Here is a 22,333-nt window from a genome sequence, read left to right on the forward strand (position 1 = left end):
AACGCTAAGCTATGCTTGCGTTTCTCCTTTGTCTAGCTTCTTATAAACAACATCACGTAAATTAGATAAATTAGGTACTTGCTCACGCTTGTCAGGATTCGCTTTTACAAAATTGCACCAAATTCCGACTAAGCCGCTGTTTTCATTAAACATCACTTTCACCTCCTGGTAGTGACGTAGCAAGTAATGTGGAGAGCTCCATTATTGCATTCTCTTGCACTTCTAGACGTTTTTCTTGCATTGCCATATAAGATGACATTTCCATCATGCTACCAAGTAACAATTTATTTTCTTGCTCTAAACGAGCAGCCTTTTCCTCTGCTGTTTCTTCAATCCCGAATTTTTTCATTGCACCCATAGTTCCGTCTGGATTACGTACTTTGTACTCAAATGGCATTTAGTCCACCGCCCCTGAAATAAGATGAATTTTATGATTGAACGATAAATCTGTACGTGATGGTGTGATTTTTAGAATAATGTTTTGCTTCTCTTCTGAAACTGTGTGTTCGAAAGTATCTTCTACAGTGCCACTATTTGTTGGTTCAGTATTAACTGGTGTGAGGGTGATGTATTGCTCCTGTTCTCCTGTCAAAGTCATTGACAACTCGACTTTTACTGCCAAATCTGCGTCACGCTCAATAAATAATAAAACACCCTTTGCTGATCCTTTTGGTGGCTCAATTTTATATCGGGCTACGGATTGCAAAATAGGCGTGTTTACAGTGTTTTTATTAAGTTTTATCGTCTTGCTAGTCTTTGCTCCATAATTATCTACTACCTCAACCACAATCGTATTTTCTCCAACTTTTAATTGAGCTAATAACAATTCAAACTCCCATGCCCCGCCTGGGCCTTCATAGATATCTACCGCATTGCCTGCATTGATTCTATAAGACACTTTTACATTAGCATTAGCATCTGGATCGCCTGATGCACCATTTATTGTAAATTTATCAGTATTAATTATTCCGTTTAGCACAATTGTATCTATGGTTAAAAGTGGTGCTCGGTTAGGTACAACGTAAAATGTACGTTCAACCATATCAGATTGTCCACCCTCACTATCTATTGCCCAAAATTTTAGTGTATGTGGGACGCCATCGGCTAAAACATCAGTTATTGGCACATCTCCATCAAACAGCCTGCCACCTTTAAATATCAGTTGCTTTGACAGTGGGATTTGCATCTGGCTTAAATTTGTCGCTAATACCCGTTTGGGATTATCATCAATTTGATAATAAGCTGTAACTGACTGGTTAGGATCAGTATCGTTTGTTGTGCCAGATAAATTGAGTATGTCGTTTTCGTATAATGTTGTGTTATTTGCCGTGTTTAATGTAATTGTAGGAGCACTATTAAATTTTATTTCTAGTATTGGACGCAAATTTACGTTAGCTACTTCATTTGAATGAATAAACCATGAACCACCGCCACCTTCATTGTTTCGTTTTATTATAAACCCATTACTTATTAACCCCTTTTTTACTGCATCCGTTACATCAAATTCTGCTATCGCTGATTGCACCGTAGCCTCAAATGTTTGACTACTTGCAATAAAATCCTCTTCATAGATAGGCAGATTGGTATTATTTGTTCCAGTCACTCGCGATGCATAAACTTTTAGAAAATCGACAGAACCCATTTCGTATATATTTAAAATTAATTTAGCACTTTGTATCTTACTTTTATCAATACTCGCTACATTAAATTTAAAGAGTGAACGAAAATATTCTGTAGCCGTACTATAGCCAACTAAGGTCCGTGTTTTACTTTCATTAGTTATTAATGATTGAGAATTGGTCAGTGTGTACGAATCGTAAATTGGATTCAATGTAATTTTGGTAGCATTTTTGGGCATAGCATATAGATTTAAAGCAGTATTCCAGTTTAACCTTACGGCCATGAACGTTCCGTAGGATTTACCTGGTTCGATTACTAATTCATCACCTGGTTTAAGATTCATGGTTGTGCCTTGATAATTTATCTGATATTTAATTTCATTTGCACTACTTCCATATTCTTCGTTAATTATTTTGTAATTAAAATTTTGGAAGTCTAAATCAAATTTAATATCTGATCCACCACCACCTGCACGATACTGTCTTACAAATGCATTATTGACATCATTACCACTAACACCTATAACTTGGTTGTCAGAACTGTTATCAACAGTTTTTACATACATAGATTTAACTTTAGTCCAAGCCATATTACACCACCTCCACTAACTGAACATCATAAGTCTGCCAATCTCCAACACCCATTTCAGCATTTATGGTATCGATTACCACATTACTACGAGTTACTTTAGCACCCTTTTTATACGGATTTTGTAAGGCTTGTACAGTGATAGTCTTTGCACTTGCATCAATTGCTGTAATTAATACATCTTCAGTATTTGTATCATCAAAAATAGTGGCTTGTGTGAATGGTGTAAAACCATCAACACTCGCCACTTTTAAGGTAGTTGTGCCAGCTATAACAGCTTCAATAATATCCGTTAAGGCTTTATCTAAGTTGATTTTATTTGAGCTGCCATCAAGCGTGTCTGAAAAGGTGCCGCTATTTCCAGGAACACGTCCATCTAACTCAAGTTGAACTTGTAAACGTTGCATTTGACGAGCGTGTTCTATCAAAAAACGGTACGCATTATACAGGCCCCACTCAAGATTGTTTCCATATTCAGCCCAAAAAATTGTACCCTCTTCTAGCACTTCACCAGTGTTGGGGTCCGTTAAATCATCCTCCCATTTCACCCGTTTATATGGATTTGTTTTAAAATTTAAAGGGATTTCTCCTGTCATAAATTCAGCCACTTACTTTCACTTCCTTTGCTTCAAGCGTGAGAGGGAATGCAATGGTATAGCCCTGCGCTCCTTTTTGGTAGTTCATATTTTTCACATATAGCTCTCGGCCCATCGAATCTACTAAAACTACTCGAGTAATAAGACCTTTTTCGGTTGTTAATTTCACATATTTTCTCAATCCATAACGATCACTAGTATGTGAAATAGGTTTATCATAAACTACCCCATCAATTGTTACCTTTGCCCCAACGACCAAATTACTTAAAAATGCTTCTGTAAGTTGTATTAATAAAGGCTGTATTTCGCTCACACTATTCCACCTCCTGCTCTAAATCGCCCACAAGTCCGTGCGCGAAGTAAAAAAGCATACGATCCATCTCGTACGCTTACATTTTCTTTGCCTATGATTGCTGACTTTGAAGCTGTTTTAAATCGTCCACATATACGATTATTGTTAAAATTCCAAGCATATGTTCCAGCAATCATTACTAAAGAATCCTTAATAGCAAGTATTGTCGCCATTAAGTCAATATTCAAAGGCACAATGCGCTCAATTATATTTATTAACTCTTCATAGTAAATGGTTTGCTCCACATCAATGGCTACTTCCATCTCGAAATGATCAATGTCTAGTAAAATTTGATGTTTATTTTCACCCAATAAATTAGTAAGTACCTTAATTAAGTGTTCAAGTACATAGGGCGCTTTATCTTGCATACGGGCAAGTAACCTTAGCTTGCGAAACTTCAATGTTTCACTTTTTAGATCTGCACGAATCCCGAAATCTTTTTCTCTCATTGCAACAGCAGTTTCGCTTGATGTTAAAATAAACTGATCATTTTCCACATCAAAAAGAGCTTCGTCAAGTTGGTCCCAGCTTACTGTAACTGTGTTGGACATCTCGCGAAACTCTCTAATATTTCTATAGTAAGGCGGTAATTCCTCTAAAAAGGGATTGGTCATGTACTCACTTCCCTCAGTATTACTTGTGAGAGAACAGGGATATCTTCAATCAAATTAATGTTCTTATCAAACCCATTTAACGTGGTTGAAGCAATATCCTCTACTCCTTCGATTTCCAAAAGTCTCGCTTCAATATGCGTAATCCGCACATTTATATCTAAATCCTTATACCAAATTGCACGTAGTTCTGCAAAATATTCTTTTAAATTTTCATTTATTTGTGCCTCAATTTGCCCAATTGTTACCCCATTAAGAATGAGTTCACTTTCAACAACAATATCGTTTTTTCCTACACCTTCAACCGTGACCCCATGGCCAATAGGTGCCATGCCGTAACCCTCACCTTTGAACTCGATTGGATCTATAATCTCTTGAACATAGGATACAAACTCTGGTGTCGGTACATTAAAATCAGAATCAATAATAATAGCTTTTACTGTTCCTCCTCCAAATGGCGCACGTCGTAAACGAACACCACCTACACCTTGAATGGCCCTTAACTTTTTCTTATAATCAGCACGATTCCCTCCAAAAGCTTTCTCACGAATATGGTCTAGAAACTTTTGATAAAGGGATTCGTCTGTTTCATCATCTTCACCAGGCACAAGGACATCTGCTAAAATCGCTTTCCCTAACTGATTGTTTGCCTCTAAAGGGAGCATTTCACCATAATCTTTATTTCCAACGGATCCAGCTGTTTGAGCTTCTGCTTTAAAATCACCCGCTTCTATCCGTTCAATTATCGTATATACAATTTCATCTAAACGATATTGGCTACTTATTGACACATCAAGTGGTTGTCCATCACCATCTGTAAACAAAGCACGACGAATAGCCTTACCTGCTTTTTTTCGCTCAACTCCATGCTCATTTACACGCTTTTCAAGATCATCACCGTCTGCCGTAGCAGCAAAAGTGCGACGATAGAGCACAGCCATATCCCAATAAGTCTCAGCAAGTTTCAACGCTGATGGAGCAAGTGCATCGTATATGACACTACCCTCTCGCTTATCAACGTCATCTGGAACCCGTTCAAGCAATGCTGTTAAGATACTATCAAAAGATTGTGCTTCTAAGTAATCAAGCAATCCTTATCGCCTCCTTCAAGAGACTTACATCCCCGTAAATAGTGCGAGCAGTAAAAGTCACTAAAACATCTTCTTTAGAAATAAATTCAAGGCTGAAATTTTCCAATGATGTAATACGCTCATCTTGTAGGACTGCATCATGAATACGCCTAGCTAAGTCCCCTCGTACATACAATTCATCATAACCAACCATATTCTGAAAACCGTAGTTATTTGTATAGATAAGATGTTCGAAGCGGATCGTATTTAGAGCTTTAAAAATCGCTTGCTCCATTGCTTTCTGACCATCAATAAATCCTGTACAACACCCTTTTTTGAAATCCAAGTGGTATGTTCGAGTCGGTAATTCAACGGCATCGATTACCTCAATTTCTGGTGTAATTGTTATTGCTTCTGTTGGGACTACCATACGCTATCACCTTCCTTATATCTGTCTGAAACAAAATATTTTTGCCCTCCCTGCACCCTATGCAACACAACTTTATCACCTATTTTAAGCCCATCTTCAAAAATAAATTTTGCGTATTTCATGTCATATTTTTCATAAGGATTAGGTTCAGATTCCCTTATATTTTTTCGTGAAGAACTTGCTTGTTTCAAAGCATCTCCCATACGGCCACTAGAAAAATTTTGTGCATATTCATAAGCAATTGAAACTATACGTTCATGCCTTGTCAAATGCTCAGCCACAAGCAAAAACTCATCCGTTAAGATGAGCTTGGAATGGACTTCTATTTTAAGTGGCTTCGATTCAATTACTTCACCTACAACGATATTGACTGGATTGGATGCTTGGAAGGCAGCCATGGCCGTTGTTTTGATTAAATCTAGTAAACTCATCATATCACCTTTAATTCTAATGACATTATATGGACTTTAGGTGTCCAATCATGGGTGCAAGTATCCACCAAAAACAATTGTTTTAACCCTAGCTTTTCGATGAAGATAAACACCATTTTGCCTGCTCGTACACGCCAGTCACCTAAACATTTCAAAGATAGTTTCTTTTTTTCTTTATTGTGTACAGCTAGTAATGCATCTAACAGACTCTCAACTTGCGCTTTCGTCATATTTTCATCTACTTTTTCGTAATACTGTAATTGTCCCCATTTAGCGATATTGTTACTATCCTGCGCTATAAATACCCGTCTCTTTGATGCCTTTTTATCATCTAAAACGAGCTTAATGCGATTGTAACTATCATCTATAGAGATGGCATAATCATAATCATACAAAAGACTTTCTTCACCTATATAAAAATCAGTAGGTGGGATAACTAAATCTTTAATATTATGAAGCCCAAGCGAGCCAAAATCGTCCATGAAAACAAAACTTTGGTTGGTTGCTACAATAGCCGAATCAATATATTTCATAATGACATCTAAGGCTTTTTTATCTTCCTCTATCATTGCTGGTGCTTTATAGCCTGTCTTCGTAGATACACTTAATTTTAATTTTGCTTGGCTGCATATTTGAGCTATAGCAGCCTCGGACTGCATTGATTTCATGACAAACGTGTCATTGAACATTAAATACCTCAGTTGGTCATAAGCAGTAATCTTAAATTCGCTGCTTTTCCCCAATCCAGCTTTAAATGAATAACCATAGAAAATTTTGTGCTTCTCATCAGTCACCCTTACAATCGCACCAGATATAATTTTATTTTCGAGTGGCTTCGGATTTAACAGATTAACATTCAGTTCAGAAGCTTTTCCTGTTTTTTCTGTTTTCCAACTAATTGACGTGACAGGAATTTCATATATCTTTCCATCACGATTGTCGATTAATACTTCTATACCTGTCACCTCATTTCTTTGCTGTCCACTCAGGCGGTATTTTTACTTTTAAGCCAATAGGTAATTTTCTTAACTCACTGTCCTTTATTCCATTCAACGATTGTAGCGCCTTGTAGTTTGCTCCATTCCCTGTATACTTTTGAGCAATCTTCCAAAGCGAATCCCCTTTTACTAAACTATAAGTCTGCGGAACAGGTTTAGGGTTATCTCGCGGAGCTTCTTTTTTAGCAACTGTTACTGGCTGTTTAGTGGCCGCTACCTTTTTAGCAGCACTCTTTTTTACTACTTCCATTTTTCGGAATCCAAATGGCACATGTTTTTTAAAAGAAATCGTGTAATCTACATCTTCTGTGCCAAATTGATCCTTTGGTTCAAAGCTTTCAATTGTCACCAATTCATTAACGGAAAAGGAACCACCAACATAAATAAAGCGGATAACCGTTTCTGCGGCCATCCACTTGTTTATCTGGTCTATATATATTTGAGGTTCTCTAAACTGAGTTTCTGCATAGTGGGTATCATCAGCAGGGAAAAATGATGAGAAAGCAAACTCTGTTAGTTTCATTGGTTTAGGTACATTAACAGTTCCCTTTTTGGCGATAGAAAATTCTTCACCATCAGCGGTGTTTTTAAAAGGGAGTTCAGGTGGATTTACAGGGATACGAAAGCCCTCGGTATCATTCTTAGCACTAAGATAGATGCCTATCATGTATATACCCCCTCAACCGAACGATCTTGCTCATCTTTTAACCACTTCACAATTTGTTTGATTAGTTCCTGCAAGTCCACATCTTTATGAATATCACCTGAAAATTCAATTTTAGGATCACTCTTAATATGCTGCACTATGGTCTTATTATTGTTAGTAATAGGTGAAGCGGAAACATTTTCACGTATGTCTTTTGAGACTGCAACATCATCTCTTGACGGAGAGGTTAATGTTTGGGATACAAGATCATTAATTTCCGTTGCATTGCCGCCTACCCTAGACAAATCACCAAACTTATTAAGCATTTTCTCCATTTTGCTACCTGTAGTATCCTCAAACTTATTATGAACCTGTAAGTTTGGTGTTAAAGATACAATGTTATTAATGGCCTTACCCTCAGCTATATCTTTAAATATCTCAAGATATTCGTCTGCAAGGTTTATTTTGTCCTCAATCTTTTTGACCTTATCAAGCTTACCACCTTTTAGTTTTCCTTTGTCTGGATCTCCTGCTGCACCTAATCCAGATTCAGAAGGAGCGGTTTTTACAACGTCGTCCATTAAGCTTGTTTTATCAAGAAAAGGATTTTCTTTATTTTTATCATCTTTACCTAATCCAGCCAAACTTTTTGCCTTATCAACTAAGCCACTTACTTTATCGGCAGCTCCCATCATACCGTCGTATGCCCATTCGTTTGCTTTATTAAAAGTATCTGGGATACTAAAGAGCTTGGTTTTAGACAAACTAACTACGTTTTTATCACTGGTCGGAGCTTTAATATTTGCAGCAAAGTTCTGCCAATGCTTTGTAATGACATTTGATTTACCAGTCTGTAACTCTCCTATTTTACCGAAATTAACACCAGGTATTTTATTAACTAGGGTAATTAATCCATTTACGGCCTTGATGGCAATATTAACGCCTGCAACAAAGGCATTCCCTAACGCTGTTGCAGCACTATCAAAACTCCCTGTCATAGCTGACATATTTTCCACTACCATCATGACCAAATCATAAAATAATTTTTTTACTGCATAGACGGGATCAATAAATAAATTAATAAAGAATTCGGCAAAAATTGTTAAGAAATTTGCTATATTTATAAATTGATTAAGGATATAGGCTCCTAATGCTGCGAAAATGCCTGCTACAAACCCAACTACCGTGGCAGTCTCTTCACCCCACATAACCATGGCCATCACTACTAAGGCAATAACGGTAATGATGGCAATAAGTACCCACGTTATCGGATTTGAAAGAAATGCAGCATTTACAACCCATTGAGCCGCTGCCCAAGCAAGAGTGGCTACTCTAATTAAACCTAATATTGCATATTTAGTTGCTAGTATTGCTACTATTGATCCTATAATCGTTCCTAAAATCACTAAAATAGGTACCACCAAACTAGCATTATCATACATAAACTGCCCTATAGCCCCAATCATGTTATACAATGCCTCAAGAATCGAGAATACGAATGATAGCCCTGATACAAAAAGATTAATAAACACCATTGCATGCCCTGCTAAAATTCCGAAAGCATTGGAATTTACAAATTGTCTAAAACGTACAAATAACGGCTCGAAAGCTCGCTGTGCCCAGTTATTAAAGACTGTCATAGCATCAGCAAATGTCAGTGGCATTTTATTGAATTTGTCTTCAATTTCCGTAGCTGCTGCAAACAAAGATTTTTTAATAATATCAGCAGTAATTTCACCATCTGACGACATATCCTTCAAGCCTTCCATTCCAACACCTGTTGCATCAGCAATCGCTTGACCTAGGAGCGGAGCATTTTCCATTATTGAACGGAATTCATCGCCCTGTAGTCGCCCCGAAGCCATCGCTTGTGTCAATTGGTACATACCTGCTTGTTTTTCTTGCGTCCCCGCTCCTGATACGCTAAATGATTTATTCATAAGCTCTGTAAAACGTAAAGCTTCATCATTGCTTGCAAAAGCATCTTTAGCTAATAGATTTAACTTAGCAACACTTGACGCTGTATCGTTATACGAACTTAAACTTCTTTGAGATGCCCTATAAATCTTGTCTTGTAACTCCTTCTGGGTCTGCAATCCGTCGTTAATATTAGCTAAACGGGCATTAGTATTTGAATAATTATCAGAAGCTTGTGTAAATTTACTAAACCCGTTAGTAATGCCTTGAATAGATAAGTACGCAGTTGTAAAACCCAATAGATTAGTTAACAACATACGTACGCTACTGGTGGCAGAATTCGCACTATCCCGGACTCCATTTAGACTATCTCTTAATCTATTTCCTGAAGTTTGCCCCTCGCTCCCTGCCAACCTAGCACTTAATCTTAAACGTTCAAAAGAAGCACTTGCACTTTCTATGTCTCGCCGAGCCCTCTGCAAACTGCGCATATCACTAGCTCTGTTAGATGCTGTGTGCATTTGTTCCATTGCCCTAATGGTACTATTCATTGCTTTCATCATTTTTTGAAGAGTGCCAGTCATTTTATCTGTTAATGACATCGTTGTGCGTACAGACAGTTTAATCATCCTCCTCCCCAGCCAAAATAAAAAGCACTCAATAAGAGTGCTCAAAACATTTTTTGGATCAATAACTTATAAATTTTTTCATTAACTTCAATCAAACTTTTCTTACCATCTTTGAACTCAATAACCAATGTATGTGTACCTTTATTTTTTGCAGATAAGCCTGCTAAGAGTCCAACAGGCCCTAATAATGCTCCGCCAACTAATCCCCGAGTCACGCCGCTTACTGCACTTTTTCTATGTTCTTCTGTAATTAATTCATAAGAATCAACAGTTTCTTTATTTAAAGGAAACTTTTTAGTAAATCCTGTGAATAAAAAAACCTCTTCTTTACTGAAGAACCCCTGTTGGCCAATCATTATGTTTTTTCCTTCATAATCTCCCGCAAGTACCTTATTTTGAGCCATGTGTATCCCTCCTCATACACAAATATACATAACTTGGAGGGATTTCACTATACTGTATTGGCATAAATCTACTATTTCTTAGCCGCTTCTGCCTCTTTTTCAAGCTCTATGTCCAAACTTGCAATGATAAACGCCCTCTCTTTACGATCCATACTTAAAAAGCTATTGGGCAGTATATTGAACCGATGTAGCGCAACATGTGCATAGAAAGCTAGTCCGTCACGCTCATCCTCACTGCCCTGTATTAGTTTTTTGCTTCTTCTATATCATCTTCTAAAGTATGATCTAAACCACTAATCTCTGATACTTTTTCAGAAATCTGAGATGCTTCTCCAACCCAGAACATTGCACCAAACAATTGCTCAGCACCTTTTACTCCATATGATTTTTGTAGTTCAGTATCATTTAAGTCTGGATAAATAATCGAAGCTACACTAATACCACGGTTGTAAGCGACTGGATCAAATACACGCTCTTGGCGCCCCTTTCTACCAGGTTTATTTTTAAAGCAGCGGTCATTAATTAAATCAGACTCCGCAGATGTTAAAGGACGTAATTTAATTGATTCTGTAAATCTTTCTAATTTCAGTTCTACCGGATCTGCCTGACGTACATTTTCTTTCATAAAAGCTTTAAAATTACTCATTTATAAGTTCCTCCTTATTGGATAACACTGAATTGATTTAAGATTTCAAAATCGTCAAATGTAAATGGGAATTCGTCTTTTAATGTATCAGCGCTATCTGCATCAAGCATTGCCAATAGGGTTTTGTCTGGTACAATGTTTCGAATATCTACTGTTTGTTTACCAGCTGCACTTGTAATATCTGCGTTGACGATTGTTGCATCAAACATCGGTGACTTCCCTGATCGCAAATAATCCGAAGCCATGGCGCGAATTTCTGGACGATGATAGTACATGGTCATCTCTCCAACACCTTTAGCTCCAACAATTTTCGAACCTTCCATGCGAGCATTTAGACGCTTTACTTCCACCTTGTTATATTCTACTTCTGCTTTAAATTTTAGAATCTCCGCAATTTCGAATGTTTGACCCTCAATATTAATAAACACCAAGCCCTCACGTGAGGACATGGCGTCTTTTGTTTGCATAACATTTGGTGCCATCAAGCCTTACCTCCTTCTTATTTGCACTCAACACGCTATATAATTTTTCCATTGCATCAATGAACTTGACACCTAAGACTGCGAACACTGCGTCTTTTTCATCACCCGATTCAATCACAATATCTTCTGGCATGTATGGATCAATTACCCCTAGTCTTACATAAGGATCAAGAACAGTTTTCATAAGTTGTTTCTTAAATAAATCACGCCCATTTGCATCATTATTCACCTTACCTATGAAATATTTACGGAAAATATGACGAGCGTTGTTCTCAATAATCGACATGCCACGATCAATTTTCCCCTTCCGGAAATCCTGATTTTTTTTCGGTGTGAATGAACGGAATGTGTTAATATCTTGCTCCACCACAACCTCATCATTATTGAATGAATAAACAATATGGCCATCTTTTAATGCTTGAATAATCTCATCATTGGTCATCGTTTCTGCCTCAGTCGCCCCAGGGTATGTTGCATAGGTAAGCGATCCTACTGTAGAAGCGGCAAATGCTGCAGCAAACCAATATACAGCATCTTTTGCTGTTAGCACTTCTCCACCATCCAAAGTGACGCCATTTTTAATGGATACGGTACTTTCATGGTCCGCTGCATTGTAATTGTTCGTTACAAATGTTACACGTTTACCTACCTGCTCCCGAAATTCCTTCACTTTAAGAGCAAGCAAGGACTTGATGGTATGATCATCTGTACCGTATGCAACTGTTTTAAAATCTAAGGAATCTAAAGCTGAGGCAAACTCTGAAATAGATTCGTTCGTTGCTGCTACAGTTGCCCCACCCCCAAGTGTCAAAATCGCATCGGCTCCAGGAAGGCTTCCCGTAAAAATAACAAAGTCATTTGCTTTTAATTCTTCAAAACTCGCTACCTTTTGAGAATCTACTTGTAAAGCTTCGAAATACGTTTTAATAGTTACAGCACCATCTAAACCAACAGTGACGGTTACATGAATCTTATTTCCGTCTGAGCCACCATATATTGCTGTTGCTGTAAGTCCTTCTGCTGTGGCTTTTGCCTTTTCCCCTAAACCATTGATGTTATACAAGAAAATGTTACTTGTTGCTTTAAATGATTCTCTTACTGGCAAAATCTCTGCAAGTGACTTGCCAAATAGCGCCTTGAATTTTGTATTGGTAGATAGTTTAATAAATTTACCTACCTCACCCCAATCAAGCGCAACAGGAATAGCTAATGCACCATTTGAATCTAGCCCCATTGTATTAAGGCTATTGGTTTCAAAGTTAATGTACGCATCTGGCCGTACTTTATTTTGCGTTTCCCAAATACCGCCCATTAAGCCTCTACTCCTTTCTTTTTCCATTCATCGACAAGTCTATCCGCTTCACTTTTGGTATAACTCTTATCATCTTCAAGCACTACCTCATACTCTAGCCTTGCCTTTGTGGAAGAAGCGGACTCTAAAAAAGCAACCTTGGAGAACTTTTTATTCCCCGGTTGCTTCGCCGTTTTGTTTGTTGTCTCTTGTGTCAAAATCAACGCCCTCCAATGTTCTCATTTTCACTTCTTCTAATATGTCGTGTAGACAAGCTTTCACTTGATATTTCATAACTAATGTTTCATCTACTATTTCACCTTCAATTTCATGTACATGAAACCTATTTGCGAGGTATTTAAAATTGTTTTGCACAACTTCTAATACATTTAGGCATTCTTCGTCTATATCATCCGTAGCGGGGAAATAGACCATGCTAAAAGAATAGGTCCGACTGGCTTGATGCTTCATACCTCGCTCTTGGTGTACATTAAAAATACGTACTAAAAAAGCAGGTACTTTTAAGCCCTGCTTCACGGGTTTATCATATACTTTCATGGATGGATAAAGAGAACGTATTTGCCTAATTGCAAGTGTCTTAATGCCTTCTGTTACATTTACATCACTCACCTAGAATACGCCTCCATTCCTTTTCAATTTCACGCTCCCACACTCGTGGAGCCAGTCTTTCCATTTCTTGTTCTGTCAGTTCTAACATAAACTGTCCATCAACAAACCCTACTGTACGACCAGCTATTACAATGCGGTGGCCTTTCTCAATAAAAAGTGCGTACTCTACATTATTATAGATAATAATTTTGTACGTATCTCCTTGCTTAATGATGTGATACTTCCAGTTATTGCGTAAATCACCCGTATCAACAGGCGTGAGCATTTTAACCTTACGGATGGCTAATTGAGCAATTCTTTCTGCCACTTTTTTATGGATCTTGCCCGAAGCAATGGTGAGCTCTTTCATCTTTTCTGCTAGTTGTTTCACTTCTTCAAATTCAAAAGCCATTAAGCATACACCTTCTTCTTCAAAAGCACTTCCTGATGTGTTACATAAAGAAAAGACTCTTTAGCAGACGTAAATTCATCCGTCATAATCAGCTCGCCATCTTCAAATAGCTGAACCGTAATTTCGTCCCCAGCTAAAATCTCAACGGTTGAAGAAAGAAACAGCTTGGCATCATATAGAATCTGATTTGCTTCTCCTTCCACAGTATTATTAAGTGTCTGCATTCCTACTGTAGATAAACGGCAAGGCACATTGGCATGCTTTGTAATCCATTTCTGTCCGGTTGAACTATTAGGCTTTTCATACTCTTCATACCGCTTCACTGTGGCCTCTCGATCATACATGAGCTCAACAGACTTTGTTGCTGTAGCCAATAGCTTTCGAATGTTCACTCTACCACCTCAATTTCCGGAAGCGGTTAAGCTGAGATGTGTAGTTAGTGAGTATTTGCATCGTCATTTGTTCACTTGTCGTTGAACTGGTACCTATTTCAACAGCAACATCACCCTCTTTAACAGACTTTGCAACAGCAAAATCGGATGGATTCATCGATTTCATTTCATAGTTGATTAAATCAAGTGTCATATTCGCATGCACGAATTTTATGTCGTCCGGAATGTCACTTCGGTTACAGTACGTTTTAATTGCTTGAGCCACTTCTTCAATTTTTAGAAGCAGTTCATTTCCAGTAAATGTATCTGGTTGAACTTTACTTTTTACGATATCAAATACGTTCAAGCTAAAACCTCCTATTCAGTAGGTTCCGTAGATTTCGTAGTGCGTTTCTTGGATGTTTCTATTACCGATAAAATCTCAAAACTAGGATGCTCAGCGTGTTCACTAAGCACTTCTAATTCCTCACCAACTTTGTACACTTCATCATCATAGCGTACAGGGAAGCTGTTCTCTTTGACTTTCACAAGAGTTTTCATTTAGCAACCTCCTTATATTGTTTGAGCTTGGAAAACGTTATCGGCAGCATGGAATGATGGAATAGCTGTAGCGGCTGCTTTTGTCCAAGTCGAAACTGGGTCTTGTCCTTCTTCAAACACCATTGTGATGATTTTACCCACGCTCGACACGTCTGCACCTTCTCGCAACATACGACTTTCTTCTGGTGTTGGTCCATATAACGTTTCACCTAAAGTTCCATCACCAAACATGACGAATTTGTCTTCATCAAGGTAACGATGTGATGTGTAAGATCCATTGGCTGCTTGCTTACGATACTTTGCATCATATACTGCAATGACAGGCAAATCATGTTGTTGTAAAAAAGCGTTTAAATCTTGTCGTGTTGGAATACGACCTGAATCTTTACCAAATAAAGCAGCAATGATTTTAGCATTTCTTAAAATTGAGCGAAGTATTTTAGTAGAAGTTAATGCACGTGTGGGTTTATCAGTTAAAGTATCTGCCCAACGTTCCATATCACCGATAATGTCAGCTGAATCAGCTGTCCATAGTCCAGCACCACTTAAAGCTTCTTGGTGATCAGGCGGCACATGGTAATTGACAGACATATTAAGTCCATTTTCATTCAACGTCACTTTACCTTTTGATAACGCTTCGATCCGCATTAATTCAACACGGGCTCGTACACCATTCACAAGTGTATCAACATCATTAAATACATTTTGCATTAAGTAATTCTTTTCAGCTTCATTGCGAGGTTGAGTCAATGCAATTATATCTTTCTCAGTAATTTGCATTTTACGTTTAATATAGGCTGCCTCTAAAGCTTGCTTAGAAGCTTCCCGACTACCAATTTCAGCCTCTGTGTCAAATGCATGTACTGAAGCAATTGTCGGTAATGAACTTCCACCTTTAATCATGTCAAATTCAAGCGTAGAGTGCTTAACCTCTGGGAAAAGTGTTTCTCCTAGTAACGGCTTATACTCCCGTGTTTTTGAGTAATCAAGCATAGTTTTTTGATTGAATAATTCTAATACATCTGGCATATTCGTTTACTCCTTTCAAATGGCCGCTATTAGCGGAATGTAATATTCTTTAAAGCTGTTTTCGCTTCTGCTGAAGGTGCTGTGTGTAACCGAGCTTCTAAAATGTAAGCTTGATCAATTAACGAACCAGGTTGTGGTCCGTTTGTTACATCCACATCTGTATACAAAATACCTTTCGCAGTACCGTCATTTGCAGGTAATACTGTCCCTGCTTTAACAATCTTTTTACCGTTTGAATCTGCAACTACACCTACATCACTTACCTGATACGTGAACGATTGCACCTTTGATGATGCAAAAAAATTTACACGTTCTGCTTTTTGTACATTACTTACATATGGCATATAATGTCCTCCCTAATCCCAAATAGTTTTTGTTTCACTTGACTGACTGCGTGTATTTAATTGTTGAGCGATTTGAGCACTGATTGATGTAGATGGTTTATCGTCAGTTTTACCTTCACCCGGTTTAGTTCCCTTTGGTAGCGGCTTTTCCTCAGTTTCAGGTGTAAATAAAAAGGCTTTAGATTCGCGCAGTGTTTTAATCTGCTCATCTAAGCCTTTTTTTACGTTACCTTCTTCGTCCAATTCAATTGTTGATTTATCAATAAGACCTGTAACGAGATCAGTATCATGTACTTTACTGGCAAGTGCTAATTTCAAGGCACTTTTAAGTTGGGTATCCTTGATTTTCGCTTCATATTCAGCCTTGTCAGTTTCATTTTGTTGCTGCAGCTCTTCAATTTTTGTCTGTAACCCAGCTGCATCAATTTTTTTCAAATCATTTAGCTGAGTGTCACGTTCTTTCAATTGATTTGTTAGGTCCTTTACTTCATTGATTTTATCGTCAAGACGACTTTTAGGAACCATGGTGCCAAAACCTGCTATTACTTTATCTGCCTGTTCCTCCGATAAACCTAAAGCAATTAAATCTTCTTTTTTCATCGTATAGCCTCCTATTTCGCATTATCGTAGTACGCACGATAGGTTCTTGCTTTGAATCTTTTACGTCTGCAAAGCGAAAAAGACGCAAAATCAATTTTATGCAACATACCTCTCTTCCCATTCTTTATAGTTCATTTTCTTAATCCTACCGTTAGCAGAATTTCGTGTTTCATAAGCCATATACTCAGCTTCATCAAAATATGGAATAGTCGTAGTTCTGCAACGCGCATGAAATGGGGGTGCATTAGTACCTGGTGTATAGTCCTTCACAAAGTAAATATTCATGTCCTGCTCTTGGCAAATTTCTGATGTGCGATTGTCCAAAGTAGCAAGGATTTGATAACGTTCTAGATCCGCCTCAATGTATGAGTTATTTGCAGCAATGTTATGAAAGAAGTTAGCTTCTGTTCTTACCAGTGCCTCTGCTCTACTTAATACCACGTCAGTAGCTTTGCTGATTGCCCTTGATGTTTTACTAAGGGAGCGGCCTTGCCTAAATGACTTTTCTAACTCCTTTCTAATCGTAACCATAGTTGCCGCTTCATGGCCCCAAATGCGCTTTGAAAACTCCTTACCTGACCAGTTATAGGTGAGTACTTCTTTCATCACACTATCCGTTAACCTAGTGACAGGCTGATAAACAGCAGTGAATGTGGCAATGTCATATAACCCTTTATAATAAGAGTTTTCGTATACTTCTGTTAAACCTGTATACGTATAGGCCTGTAATCCATTCACGCCGCCATATAGTTCAAGCATCTCTAACTGAATCTGTAAATGCAGCATCTCTAATCGAGAAATACGAGCCCGATAGCCAATTGCCTCTAAAATGCGATCATATTCTGGATTCCCCGACAATGAAAGAGCTTTGTATTGCTGCAATGTAATATTGCGAAAATCTTTTAACTCTTTGGCAGTTAGATACTTCTTAGCCTCTGCATAGGAAATCTTATTATCAATAGCATAACGAGAATAAAACACCTCAATCTGCTGTATGATGTTCACTTGTGCTATGCGTAGCTGTTCTTCCATGCGAGCAAGATACTTACTGGCAATAAGCTGTGATTCCAATTCACGTTGTGCAGCACGATTTTCCCAATACTTACTCATCGTCAGTCACTTCCGATTGAGACTGGCGCTGTTTCTCCAAAGCCTCTTGATACTCATCTATCTCTTTCTGTTCTTCAACTTTTTGTTTGGCTAACCTATCCTCAACTTCTGGCGTGTACCATGGATGATTTTCACGGTTGGTTTGATCATCAATAATCCCTACTGACTTCTCACACATTTCAACCGCTTCTACTTCATTAATAATAATGTCACGATTAAAAACAAATTTTACTTTTTCTTCAGTAAAATCACCTTCTCCAATCATTTGCAAATAATGTGTAATGAACCACATCATGTGCTCAATACTCGACTGCATTTCACTCTCTAAAATATTGCAATCCATATCTAAATCACTGTAGCGGAATTTAAGTGCTACCCCAGATGCATTGCCCAAATTTTCATGTAATGTATCAACTCCACGGCCAAGCTCATAAATAGCTCTACGTGTACGTTCAAGTTCTTTTTCGTTAGCTTCAGTTTGAATCTCAGCCGATAATTTATCAACATCACCATTTTCATCCGTTTTGACTGCACGATAGACATTAAGATCGTGAAGAAACTCTTTTAAATCGACTCCACCATAGTTAATGAGTTTATAGATAAAATTAGGAATATCAGCAAGTACATCTGCATTTGTAGAAGCTTGGGTATTGTAATTGTCAACGAGTGATTTAATCAGCTCAATTAAAGGCTGCTCTTCCTCGTTATACCTGAAATGAATAAGGGGTATCTTTTTCCACAGCACCGGTTGATCACCTAATAAAAAGTGATATCCTTGTTTTCCTCCCGCTGGGACATCAGAGATGAGTGTTGAACCTTCAAATACGTAGTGATCTATCCCATCACTGTGATAATGCTCTACCTTTTTCAACGTCTTTTTGGTCGTACCATCATAATGATTGGTTTCATACACCCGTAAAAACGACTCAATTTTCATATTTTCAGAGTCAGCATAAAACGGTATGATTTGCTCGGATGGAAACCGCATAAAGCTAAGCTCCCCAGCTTCATTAAAGTAAGGATGCAAGTAAGCAACACCTTTGTTAATGGCCTCTTTTCCTACTTTACGTAAGCGGTTAATCATGCCAGCATCAAATATGTCATCTAACTTTTTCTGATAACCTTCATTTTCACTAGTGACTGAAGGTTGCTTCGAAAGAACATAGCCAATCTTTTGATCAACAAGTTTCTTCACGTAGCCATGTATCAGCTTTAAGTTGGACTTCCACTCTGCATCCCGCTTCTTTTCTTCAATGTCCATCTTATTTTTGTAATACCTGTCACCTGTTAACATGAGCTTCCGCTTCGGAGAATCCTCCCAATCCTTTATCTCATTAAGCAGCACTTTTTCATTTTTAATAACGCTTTCCACCATTCGTTTTATCACCTCCTCCATCTGTTCATGCCAACGTGGTCTATATAAATCCTCAATTAGCATTTAATCACCTCACTTTAGAACGGATAAACCGCCTTTTTTGAATATGACTGTGTTAACAAAATATCTATCACTATCCATCTGGTGATCATTATGTTTTACTGGCTTATCCTCGCCACGATCTGCCGCTTTTTCATCCCAAATGTAAGACGAAAACTCACGAAAGGTTTCTTTACAGCAATCGTTATACTTGATTAAACCGTTAATAAGCGCATTGCCAACATTTCTAATACCTTCTAACACATCATTTTTCGCCTTTATCACACGTATACCATTCTGTTTTAGTAGTGTGATGAATGAAGAAGCGGACGGGTCAACAATAACACCTTGGAAGTTTTCAACGCCCTCTATGAATCCTAACAAGTCCTTATAATACTCTTGGTCTGTCTTTTGTTTGCTTCTCTTGCGACCGTCATAATGATATTCCTTAACCTTGTACCAAACTCCATCAAAAAATCCCCACAGACCAAATGTCGTAGGGTTCTGTGTGCCGTAATCGACACTGACATAGTATTTCGTATAGTTACGTGGTATCGTCTCGACTGCATGCAATTTCTTATCAAACATGTCGTAGATAACGCCCTCTGCCAGCACCCATAAACCAAGGATGAAACGTTGATAGAACACACCTTTATACATGCGCTTGTACCGTTCTTTAATACGCTGTGATAACGAAAGGTTATCGTCCATCGTAAAGTGCAGATGCAGCATGTTCTTATCTTCTAGTTGATCTAAGTACTCTAATTTGAACCAATGGTAAGGACCAGCTGGGTTACAGTTAAACCAAAACTTAGCTCCATCAACAGAACATCGAGCAGTTGCTTGGTTAACAAATGATTGAGGCATAAGGGCTACTTCGTCAAAGAACATTCCAGCGAGTGTAATCCCTTGGATAAGATCCTGTGACGCCTCATCTCTTCCACCGAAAATATAAAAATAGTTCACCTTGCCATTTCGAGTGACAGTGAACATATTTTCTGAACGATATTCTTTTACTTTATAACCACGGGACTGCAGCATCCGCTTCAAAGGTTTGAAAACGTTACGCCTGAACGAACCGATTGTTTTACCGGCCATACCAAGGTTTTCATCATCAAACGTTTCCATTGCCCACATAACGAACGATAGAGACATAACGATTGTTTTCCCAGCACGAACAGAACCATCACAAATAAGGCCATCTTTATCCTTGTGAGGGGAATCAGATTGCCACCATTTGAGTACTTTGAGTTGTTTCTTGCTAAACGGCTTGAATTTGAATAGAGCGGGTTTCTTCCGTTTACTCATCCCAATCCACTTCCGTTCCCTTCAGCGCCTCTAGGAAGCCATCATCTTCGAACTCATCTTCGTTATCACCATTTTCTTTACGAATAGCGATTTCCGATAGTTCGATGTCTGCTTTTGTTTTCTCCATGTTAAGCTGCATCTGTTCCAGTTTGATCCTGCGTTCATCATCATAATCCGCCATCTCAACAAATTGACGAATAGAAGAACGCAACTCCCTAATTGCTCTCGATTGAGCAGTGAGTAGTTGCGCCTGTCGTTCCCATGCAAATTGGAATTCATATTCTTCTTCAGTTACAGCCTGCTCTACGCCTCCACCATCCTCCTTAGAACGTGGATAGTATTCGTATTTTGCTTTTTTGAGTTCCTTTATGATTTCGTCTTTTGATTCAACATGCATAATTCGTTGAGCCCTTATGATTGCAGCATACTGTATCTGTATTTGGTCCCAGATTAAATCGGCTGGAGAACGTTCATTCATCGCTTCCATGATTTCAAGTGTTTCCTCTGGGAGAAACTTTGAGAAGAAGCCATGAGTAACAGCGTTCTGATTTTGCTTAGGTGCACCATGCCCCTTTGCATTATTGTTACCTGCAGGAGCACCTCTACTTCGTTTAGTAACGTTACCATTGGATTTAGTAACGTTACCTTTCAATTGGTCGTCCCATTTATCTTGGTTCTTCCACTTTCTGATCTGTGAATCGGATAATTCTAACTGCTCAGCAATATTCTTTAGGAGCATTTGCCCTTTGCTTTCAAGCCACATTTGAAAAGCTTCGTCACGCTTCGGATTTCTTGGTCTAGCCATATCTCATACACCACCACCTCCATCATCATTTGTTTGTTTTGTAATCACCCCTGTATGCTAGTTGCTTTGTAAAATAAAAAAACTTCCATAACGGAAGTTTAAAAGATAATTATTTCAAGTGCTCTAATAATGCAACTAGATTATTAGAATATAATTCTAATAAATTATTAAAATCATTATCCTTATTGTCATCATAATTATTCAAAATTTCTTCAAATTCATCGTTAAAATTATTAGAATTCACAAAATTATACATTTCACTAATATTTCTTTCTTGTTTCTTTTTAAATTCCAGTACCTCATCAATACCTACATTCAAATGAAGTATTCTCACGTTTAACTCTGCTAGTTTCTCAAAAATATTAGTTTTAATTTGAGTTTCTTCACGCTTAAGTCTATCTACCTCTTCCATTCTCTCAAAGATTTTAGGTTCCATTCTCTTTATTATTCCTTGTGGATCTCCTTGCCCCATATACATAGTTTTTAAATGTATCATTCCATCGTAGTCTTTTCTAGCATGACTAATAGATAACAACAGATTCACTCGATGAGTTATTATGCCTCTTAATTCAATTAAAAGTTCAATTATTTTTTCATTTTGTCCAATTAAAAATGAAAAATAATACCTTTCTCTTTCTTTTTTATCATTAAGGTCTGCTGCCATTTGAACATCATTTTTTTGTTGTTCTAATAACTCCTTATGTTGTTTGTTTTGATTACTTATTAAAAGGTGAGTTGTCACAATTACTGCAAACATACCCACTATTCCACCTAAAAAACTTCCCCAAAAACTTATCCAACTACCAGCTAAACTACTATCATTATTCCCTACACTACCTATGACCCAATTATTCACTATATATGGAATGACAAATAAAATAACCAAAAGTACTCCAAATGATATGATTGATGAAAATATTAATACTTTAAAATAGGATATTTTTTTCTTCTCTTGTATTGATTCCAATTTATAATCTCTCCTCCCACTCCATAATAGAGTAAAAGGTATGTACAAAACCTCAATAACTTTTTGCTCTCAAAAGTAAGTACCAACGAAAC

At 37.8% G+C, this 22,333-nt stretch carries 30 protein-coding genes; all 30 read right to left on the reverse strand.

Annotated features, from left to right (window positions below):
• Positions 1-9: 9 nt before the first annotated feature.
• The 30 genes from JTI58_RS22155 to JTI58_RS22300 all read right to left on the reverse strand — a co-directional run bounded on the left by JTI58_RS22155 (position 10) and on the right by JTI58_RS22300 (position 22,241).
• Positions 10-153, reverse strand: coding sequence for a hypothetical protein (locus tag JTI58_RS22155; RefSeq protein WP_205443753.1), 144 nt, complete (start codon positions 151-153; stop codon positions 10-12).
• Entirely contained in the window at positions 146-397 is a 252-nt protein-coding gene (locus JTI58_RS22160; RefSeq protein WP_205443754.1) for a hypothetical protein, read from the reverse strand. The genes JTI58_RS22155 and JTI58_RS22160 overlap by 8 nt, the downstream gene beginning before the upstream one ends.
• Positions 398-2,209 carry a DNRLRE domain-containing protein gene (locus tag JTI58_RS22165; RefSeq protein ID WP_205443756.1) on the reverse strand — a complete coding sequence of 604 codons (1,812 nt, stop codon included), beginning with the start codon at positions 2,207-2,209 and terminating at the stop codon, positions 398-400. It lies immediately after the preceding gene.
• A gap of 1 nt (position 2,210) precedes the next feature.
• Positions 2,211-2,816, reverse strand: a complete 606-nt coding sequence (locus tag JTI58_RS22170) for a hypothetical protein (RefSeq protein ID WP_205443758.1) — start codon at positions 2,814-2,816, stop codon at positions 2,211-2,213.
• On the reverse strand, positions 2,809-3,117 hold the full coding sequence (locus JTI58_RS22175) for a hypothetical protein (RefSeq protein ID WP_205443759.1): 309 nt from the start codon (positions 3,115-3,117) through the stop codon (positions 2,809-2,811). Before JTI58_RS22175 ends, JTI58_RS22170 begins: the two co-directional genes overlap by 8 nt.
• Positions 3,114-3,770, reverse strand: a complete 657-nt coding sequence (locus JTI58_RS22180; RefSeq protein ID WP_205443761.1) for a putative phage tail protein — start codon at positions 3,768-3,770, stop codon at positions 3,114-3,116. Before JTI58_RS22180 ends, JTI58_RS22175 begins: the two co-directional genes overlap by 4 nt.
• Positions 3,767-4,858, reverse strand: a complete 1,092-nt coding sequence (locus JTI58_RS22185) for a baseplate J/gp47 family protein (protein ID WP_205443763.1) — start codon at positions 4,856-4,858, stop codon at positions 3,767-3,769. Before JTI58_RS22185 ends, JTI58_RS22180 begins: the two co-directional genes overlap by 4 nt.
• On the reverse strand, positions 4,851-5,267 hold the full coding sequence (locus JTI58_RS22190) for a DUF2634 domain-containing protein (protein WP_205443765.1): 417 nt from the start codon (positions 5,265-5,267) through the stop codon (positions 4,851-4,853). The genes JTI58_RS22185 and JTI58_RS22190 overlap by 8 nt, the downstream gene beginning before the upstream one ends.
• Positions 5,261-5,701: a DUF2577 domain-containing protein gene (locus tag JTI58_RS22195; RefSeq protein WP_205443766.1), complete on the reverse strand. Its 441-nt coding sequence runs from the start codon at positions 5,699-5,701 to the stop codon at positions 5,261-5,263. Before JTI58_RS22195 ends, JTI58_RS22190 begins: the two co-directional genes overlap by 7 nt.
• Positions 5,698-6,663, reverse strand: a complete 966-nt coding sequence (locus tag JTI58_RS22200; RefSeq protein ID WP_205443767.1) for an XkdQ/YqbQ family protein — start codon at positions 6,661-6,663, stop codon at positions 5,698-5,700. The genes JTI58_RS22195 and JTI58_RS22200 overlap by 4 nt, the downstream gene beginning before the upstream one ends.
• Position 6,664: 1 nt before the next feature.
• Positions 6,665-7,363: a LysM peptidoglycan-binding domain-containing protein gene (locus JTI58_RS22205; RefSeq protein WP_205443768.1), complete on the reverse strand. Its 699-nt coding sequence runs from the start codon at positions 7,361-7,363 to the stop codon at positions 6,665-6,667.
• Positions 7,360-9,888, reverse strand: coding sequence for a tape measure protein (locus JTI58_RS22210; RefSeq protein ID WP_205443769.1), 2,529 nt, complete (start codon positions 9,886-9,888; stop codon positions 7,360-7,362). Before JTI58_RS22210 ends, JTI58_RS22205 begins: the two co-directional genes overlap by 4 nt.
• 41 nt (positions 9,889-9,929) lie before the next feature.
• Positions 9,930-10,292 carry a hypothetical protein gene (locus JTI58_RS22215; RefSeq protein WP_205443770.1) on the reverse strand — a complete coding sequence of 121 codons (363 nt, stop codon included), beginning with the start codon at positions 10,290-10,292 and terminating at the stop codon, positions 9,930-9,932.
• A 244-nt stretch (positions 10,293-10,536) separates the two neighbouring features.
• A complete protein-coding gene (locus tag JTI58_RS22220; protein ID WP_205443771.1) occupies positions 10,537-10,938 on the reverse strand; it encodes a phage tail assembly chaperone in 402 nt (133 codons plus the stop codon).
• A gap of 14 nt (positions 10,939-10,952) precedes the next feature.
• The gene (locus JTI58_RS22225; RefSeq protein WP_205443772.1) at positions 10,953-11,420 is read right to left on the reverse strand and encodes a phage tail tube protein; all 468 of its coding nucleotides are present in this window, start codon (positions 11,418-11,420) and stop codon (positions 10,953-10,955) included.
• The gene (locus JTI58_RS22230; protein ID WP_243456206.1) at positions 11,374-12,732 is read right to left on the reverse strand and encodes a phage tail sheath subtilisin-like domain-containing protein; all 1,359 of its coding nucleotides are present in this window, start codon (positions 12,730-12,732) and stop codon (positions 11,374-11,376) included. Before JTI58_RS22230 ends, JTI58_RS22225 begins: the two co-directional genes overlap by 47 nt.
• Positions 12,732-12,929, reverse strand: a complete 198-nt coding sequence (locus JTI58_RS22235) for a hypothetical protein (protein WP_205443775.1) — start codon at positions 12,927-12,929, stop codon at positions 12,732-12,734. The genes JTI58_RS22230 and JTI58_RS22235 overlap by 1 nt, the downstream gene beginning before the upstream one ends.
• Positions 12,883-13,341 (reverse strand): phage tail terminator family protein, encoded by a 459-nt coding sequence (locus tag JTI58_RS22240; RefSeq protein ID WP_205443776.1) that lies wholly within the window; start codon positions 13,339-13,341, stop codon positions 12,883-12,885. Before JTI58_RS22240 ends, JTI58_RS22235 begins: the two co-directional genes overlap by 47 nt.
• Positions 13,334-13,732 (reverse strand): HK97 gp10 family phage protein, encoded by a 399-nt coding sequence (locus JTI58_RS22245; RefSeq protein WP_205443778.1) that lies wholly within the window; start codon positions 13,730-13,732, stop codon positions 13,334-13,336. The genes JTI58_RS22240 and JTI58_RS22245 overlap by 8 nt, the downstream gene beginning before the upstream one ends.
• Positions 13,732-14,124, reverse strand: coding sequence for a hypothetical protein (locus JTI58_RS22250; RefSeq protein ID WP_243456208.1), 393 nt, complete (start codon positions 14,122-14,124; stop codon positions 13,732-13,734). The genes JTI58_RS22245 and JTI58_RS22250 overlap by 1 nt, the downstream gene beginning before the upstream one ends.
• Before the next feature lies 1 nt (position 14,125).
• Entirely contained in the window at positions 14,126-14,470 is a 345-nt protein-coding gene (locus JTI58_RS22255) for a head-tail connector protein (RefSeq protein ID WP_205443780.1), read from the reverse strand.
• 11 nt (positions 14,471-14,481) lie between these two features.
• The gene (locus tag JTI58_RS22260; RefSeq protein ID WP_205443782.1) at positions 14,482-14,664 is read right to left on the reverse strand and encodes a hypothetical protein; all 183 of its coding nucleotides are present in this window, start codon (positions 14,662-14,664) and stop codon (positions 14,482-14,484) included.
• A 12-nt stretch (positions 14,665-14,676) separates the two neighbouring features.
• Positions 14,677-15,693, reverse strand: coding sequence for a major capsid protein (locus JTI58_RS22265; RefSeq protein WP_205443783.1), 1,017 nt, complete (start codon positions 15,691-15,693; stop codon positions 14,677-14,679).
• Positions 15,694-15,722: 29 nt separating this feature from the next.
• Positions 15,723-16,037, reverse strand: a complete 315-nt coding sequence (locus JTI58_RS22270; protein ID WP_205443785.1) for a hypothetical protein — start codon at positions 16,035-16,037, stop codon at positions 15,723-15,725.
• Between the two features lie 12 nt (positions 16,038-16,049).
• Entirely contained in the window at positions 16,050-16,637 is a 588-nt protein-coding gene (locus JTI58_RS22275) for a phage scaffolding protein (protein WP_205443787.1), read from the reverse strand.
• Between the two features lie 96 nt (positions 16,638-16,733).
• Positions 16,734-17,747 (reverse strand): minor capsid protein, encoded by a 1,014-nt coding sequence (locus JTI58_RS22280; RefSeq protein WP_243456210.1) that lies wholly within the window; start codon positions 17,745-17,747, stop codon positions 16,734-16,736.
• Positions 17,740-19,185, reverse strand: a complete 1,446-nt coding sequence (locus tag JTI58_RS22285) for a phage portal protein (RefSeq protein WP_205443788.1) — start codon at positions 19,183-19,185, stop codon at positions 17,740-17,742. The genes JTI58_RS22280 and JTI58_RS22285 overlap by 8 nt, the downstream gene beginning before the upstream one ends.
• 9 nt (positions 19,186-19,194) lie before the next feature.
• Positions 19,195-20,469 (reverse strand): PBSX family phage terminase large subunit, encoded by a 1,275-nt coding sequence (locus tag JTI58_RS22290; protein WP_205443790.1) that lies wholly within the window; start codon positions 20,467-20,469, stop codon positions 19,195-19,197.
• Positions 20,462-21,274 (reverse strand): phage terminase small subunit, encoded by an 813-nt coding sequence (gene terS, locus JTI58_RS22295; RefSeq protein ID WP_205443792.1) that lies wholly within the window; start codon positions 21,272-21,274, stop codon positions 20,462-20,464. The genes JTI58_RS22290 and terS overlap by 8 nt, the downstream gene beginning before the upstream one ends.
• A 109-nt stretch (positions 21,275-21,383) precedes the next feature.
• A complete protein-coding gene (locus JTI58_RS22300; RefSeq protein WP_205443793.1) occupies positions 21,384-22,241 on the reverse strand; it encodes a DUF456 domain-containing protein in 858 nt (285 codons plus the stop codon).
• Between the last annotated feature and the right edge of the window lie 92 nt (positions 22,242-22,333).

Source organism: Lysinibacillus fusiformis, from assembly GCF_016925635.1.
GTDB classification, from domain to species: Bacteria; Bacillota; Bacilli; order Bacillales_A; family Planococcaceae; genus Lysinibacillus; species Lysinibacillus fusiformis_F.

Coding starts and splice junctions, on each gene's coding strand:
- JTI58_RS22285 (WP_205443788.1), bottom strand. CDS start 19,185: ATGCTAATTGAGGATTTATATAGACCACGTTGGCATGAACAGATGGAG.
- JTI58_RS22190 (WP_205443765.1), bottom strand. CDS start 5,267: ATGGTAGTCCCAACAGAAGCAATAACAATTACACCAGAAATTGAGGTA.
- JTI58_RS22270 (WP_205443785.1), bottom strand. CDS start 16,037: ATGCCATATGTAAGTAATGTACAAAAAGCAGAACGTGTAAATTTTTTT.
- JTI58_RS22205 (WP_205443768.1), bottom strand. CDS start 7,363: ATGATAGGCATCTATCTTAGTGCTAAGAATGATACCGAGGGCTTTCGT.
- terS (WP_205443792.1), bottom strand. CDS start 21,274: ATGGCTAGACCAAGAAATCCGAAGCGTGACGAAGCTTTTCAAATGTGG.
- JTI58_RS22225 (WP_205443772.1), bottom strand. CDS start 11,420: ATGGCACCAAATGTTATGCAAACAAAAGACGCCATGTCCTCACGTGAG.
- JTI58_RS22195 (WP_205443766.1), bottom strand. CDS start 5,701: ATGATGAGTTTACTAGATTTAATCAAAACAACGGCCATGGCTGCCTTC.
- JTI58_RS22260 (WP_205443782.1), bottom strand. CDS start 14,664: ATGAAAACTCTTGTGAAAGTCAAAGAGAACAGCTTCCCTGTACGCTAT.
- JTI58_RS22160 (WP_205443754.1), bottom strand. CDS start 397: ATGCCATTTGAGTACAAAGTACGTAATCCAGACGGAACTATGGGTGCA.
- JTI58_RS22210 (WP_205443769.1), bottom strand. CDS start 9,888: ATGATTAAACTGTCTGTACGCACAACGATGTCATTAACAGATAAAATG.
- JTI58_RS22230 (WP_243456206.1), bottom strand. CDS start 12,732: ATGGGCGGTATTTGGGAAACGCAAAATAAAGTACGGCCAGATGCGTAC.
- JTI58_RS22275 (WP_205443787.1), bottom strand. CDS start 16,637: ATGAAAAAAGAAGATTTAATTGCTTTAGGTTTATCGGAGGAACAGGCA.
- JTI58_RS22155 (WP_205443753.1), bottom strand. CDS start 153: ATGTTTAATGAAAACAGCGGCTTAGTCGGAATTTGGTGCAATTTTGTA.
- JTI58_RS22165 (WP_205443756.1), bottom strand. CDS start 2,209: ATGGCTTGGACTAAAGTTAAATCTATGTATGTAAAAACTGTTGATAAC.
- JTI58_RS22280 (WP_243456210.1), bottom strand. CDS start 17,747: ATGAGTAAGTATTGGGAAAATCGTGCTGCACAACGTGAATTGGAATCA.
- JTI58_RS22265 (WP_205443783.1), bottom strand. CDS start 15,693: ATGCCAGATGTATTAGAATTATTCAATCAAAAAACTATGCTTGATTAC.
- JTI58_RS22290 (WP_205443790.1), bottom strand. CDS start 20,469: ATGAGTAAACGGAAGAAACCCGCTCTATTCAAATTCAAGCCGTTTAGC.
- JTI58_RS22215 (WP_205443770.1), bottom strand. CDS start 10,292: ATGGCTCAAAATAAGGTACTTGCGGGAGATTATGAAGGAAAAAACATA.
- JTI58_RS22245 (WP_205443778.1), bottom strand. CDS start 13,732: ATGGCTTTTGAATTTGAAGAAGTGAAACAACTAGCAGAAAAGATGAAA.
- JTI58_RS22220 (WP_205443771.1), bottom strand. CDS start 10,938: ATGAGTAATTTTAAAGCTTTTATGAAAGAAAATGTACGTCAGGCAGAT.
- JTI58_RS22180 (WP_205443761.1), bottom strand. CDS start 3,770: ATGACCAATCCCTTTTTAGAGGAATTACCGCCTTACTATAGAAATATT.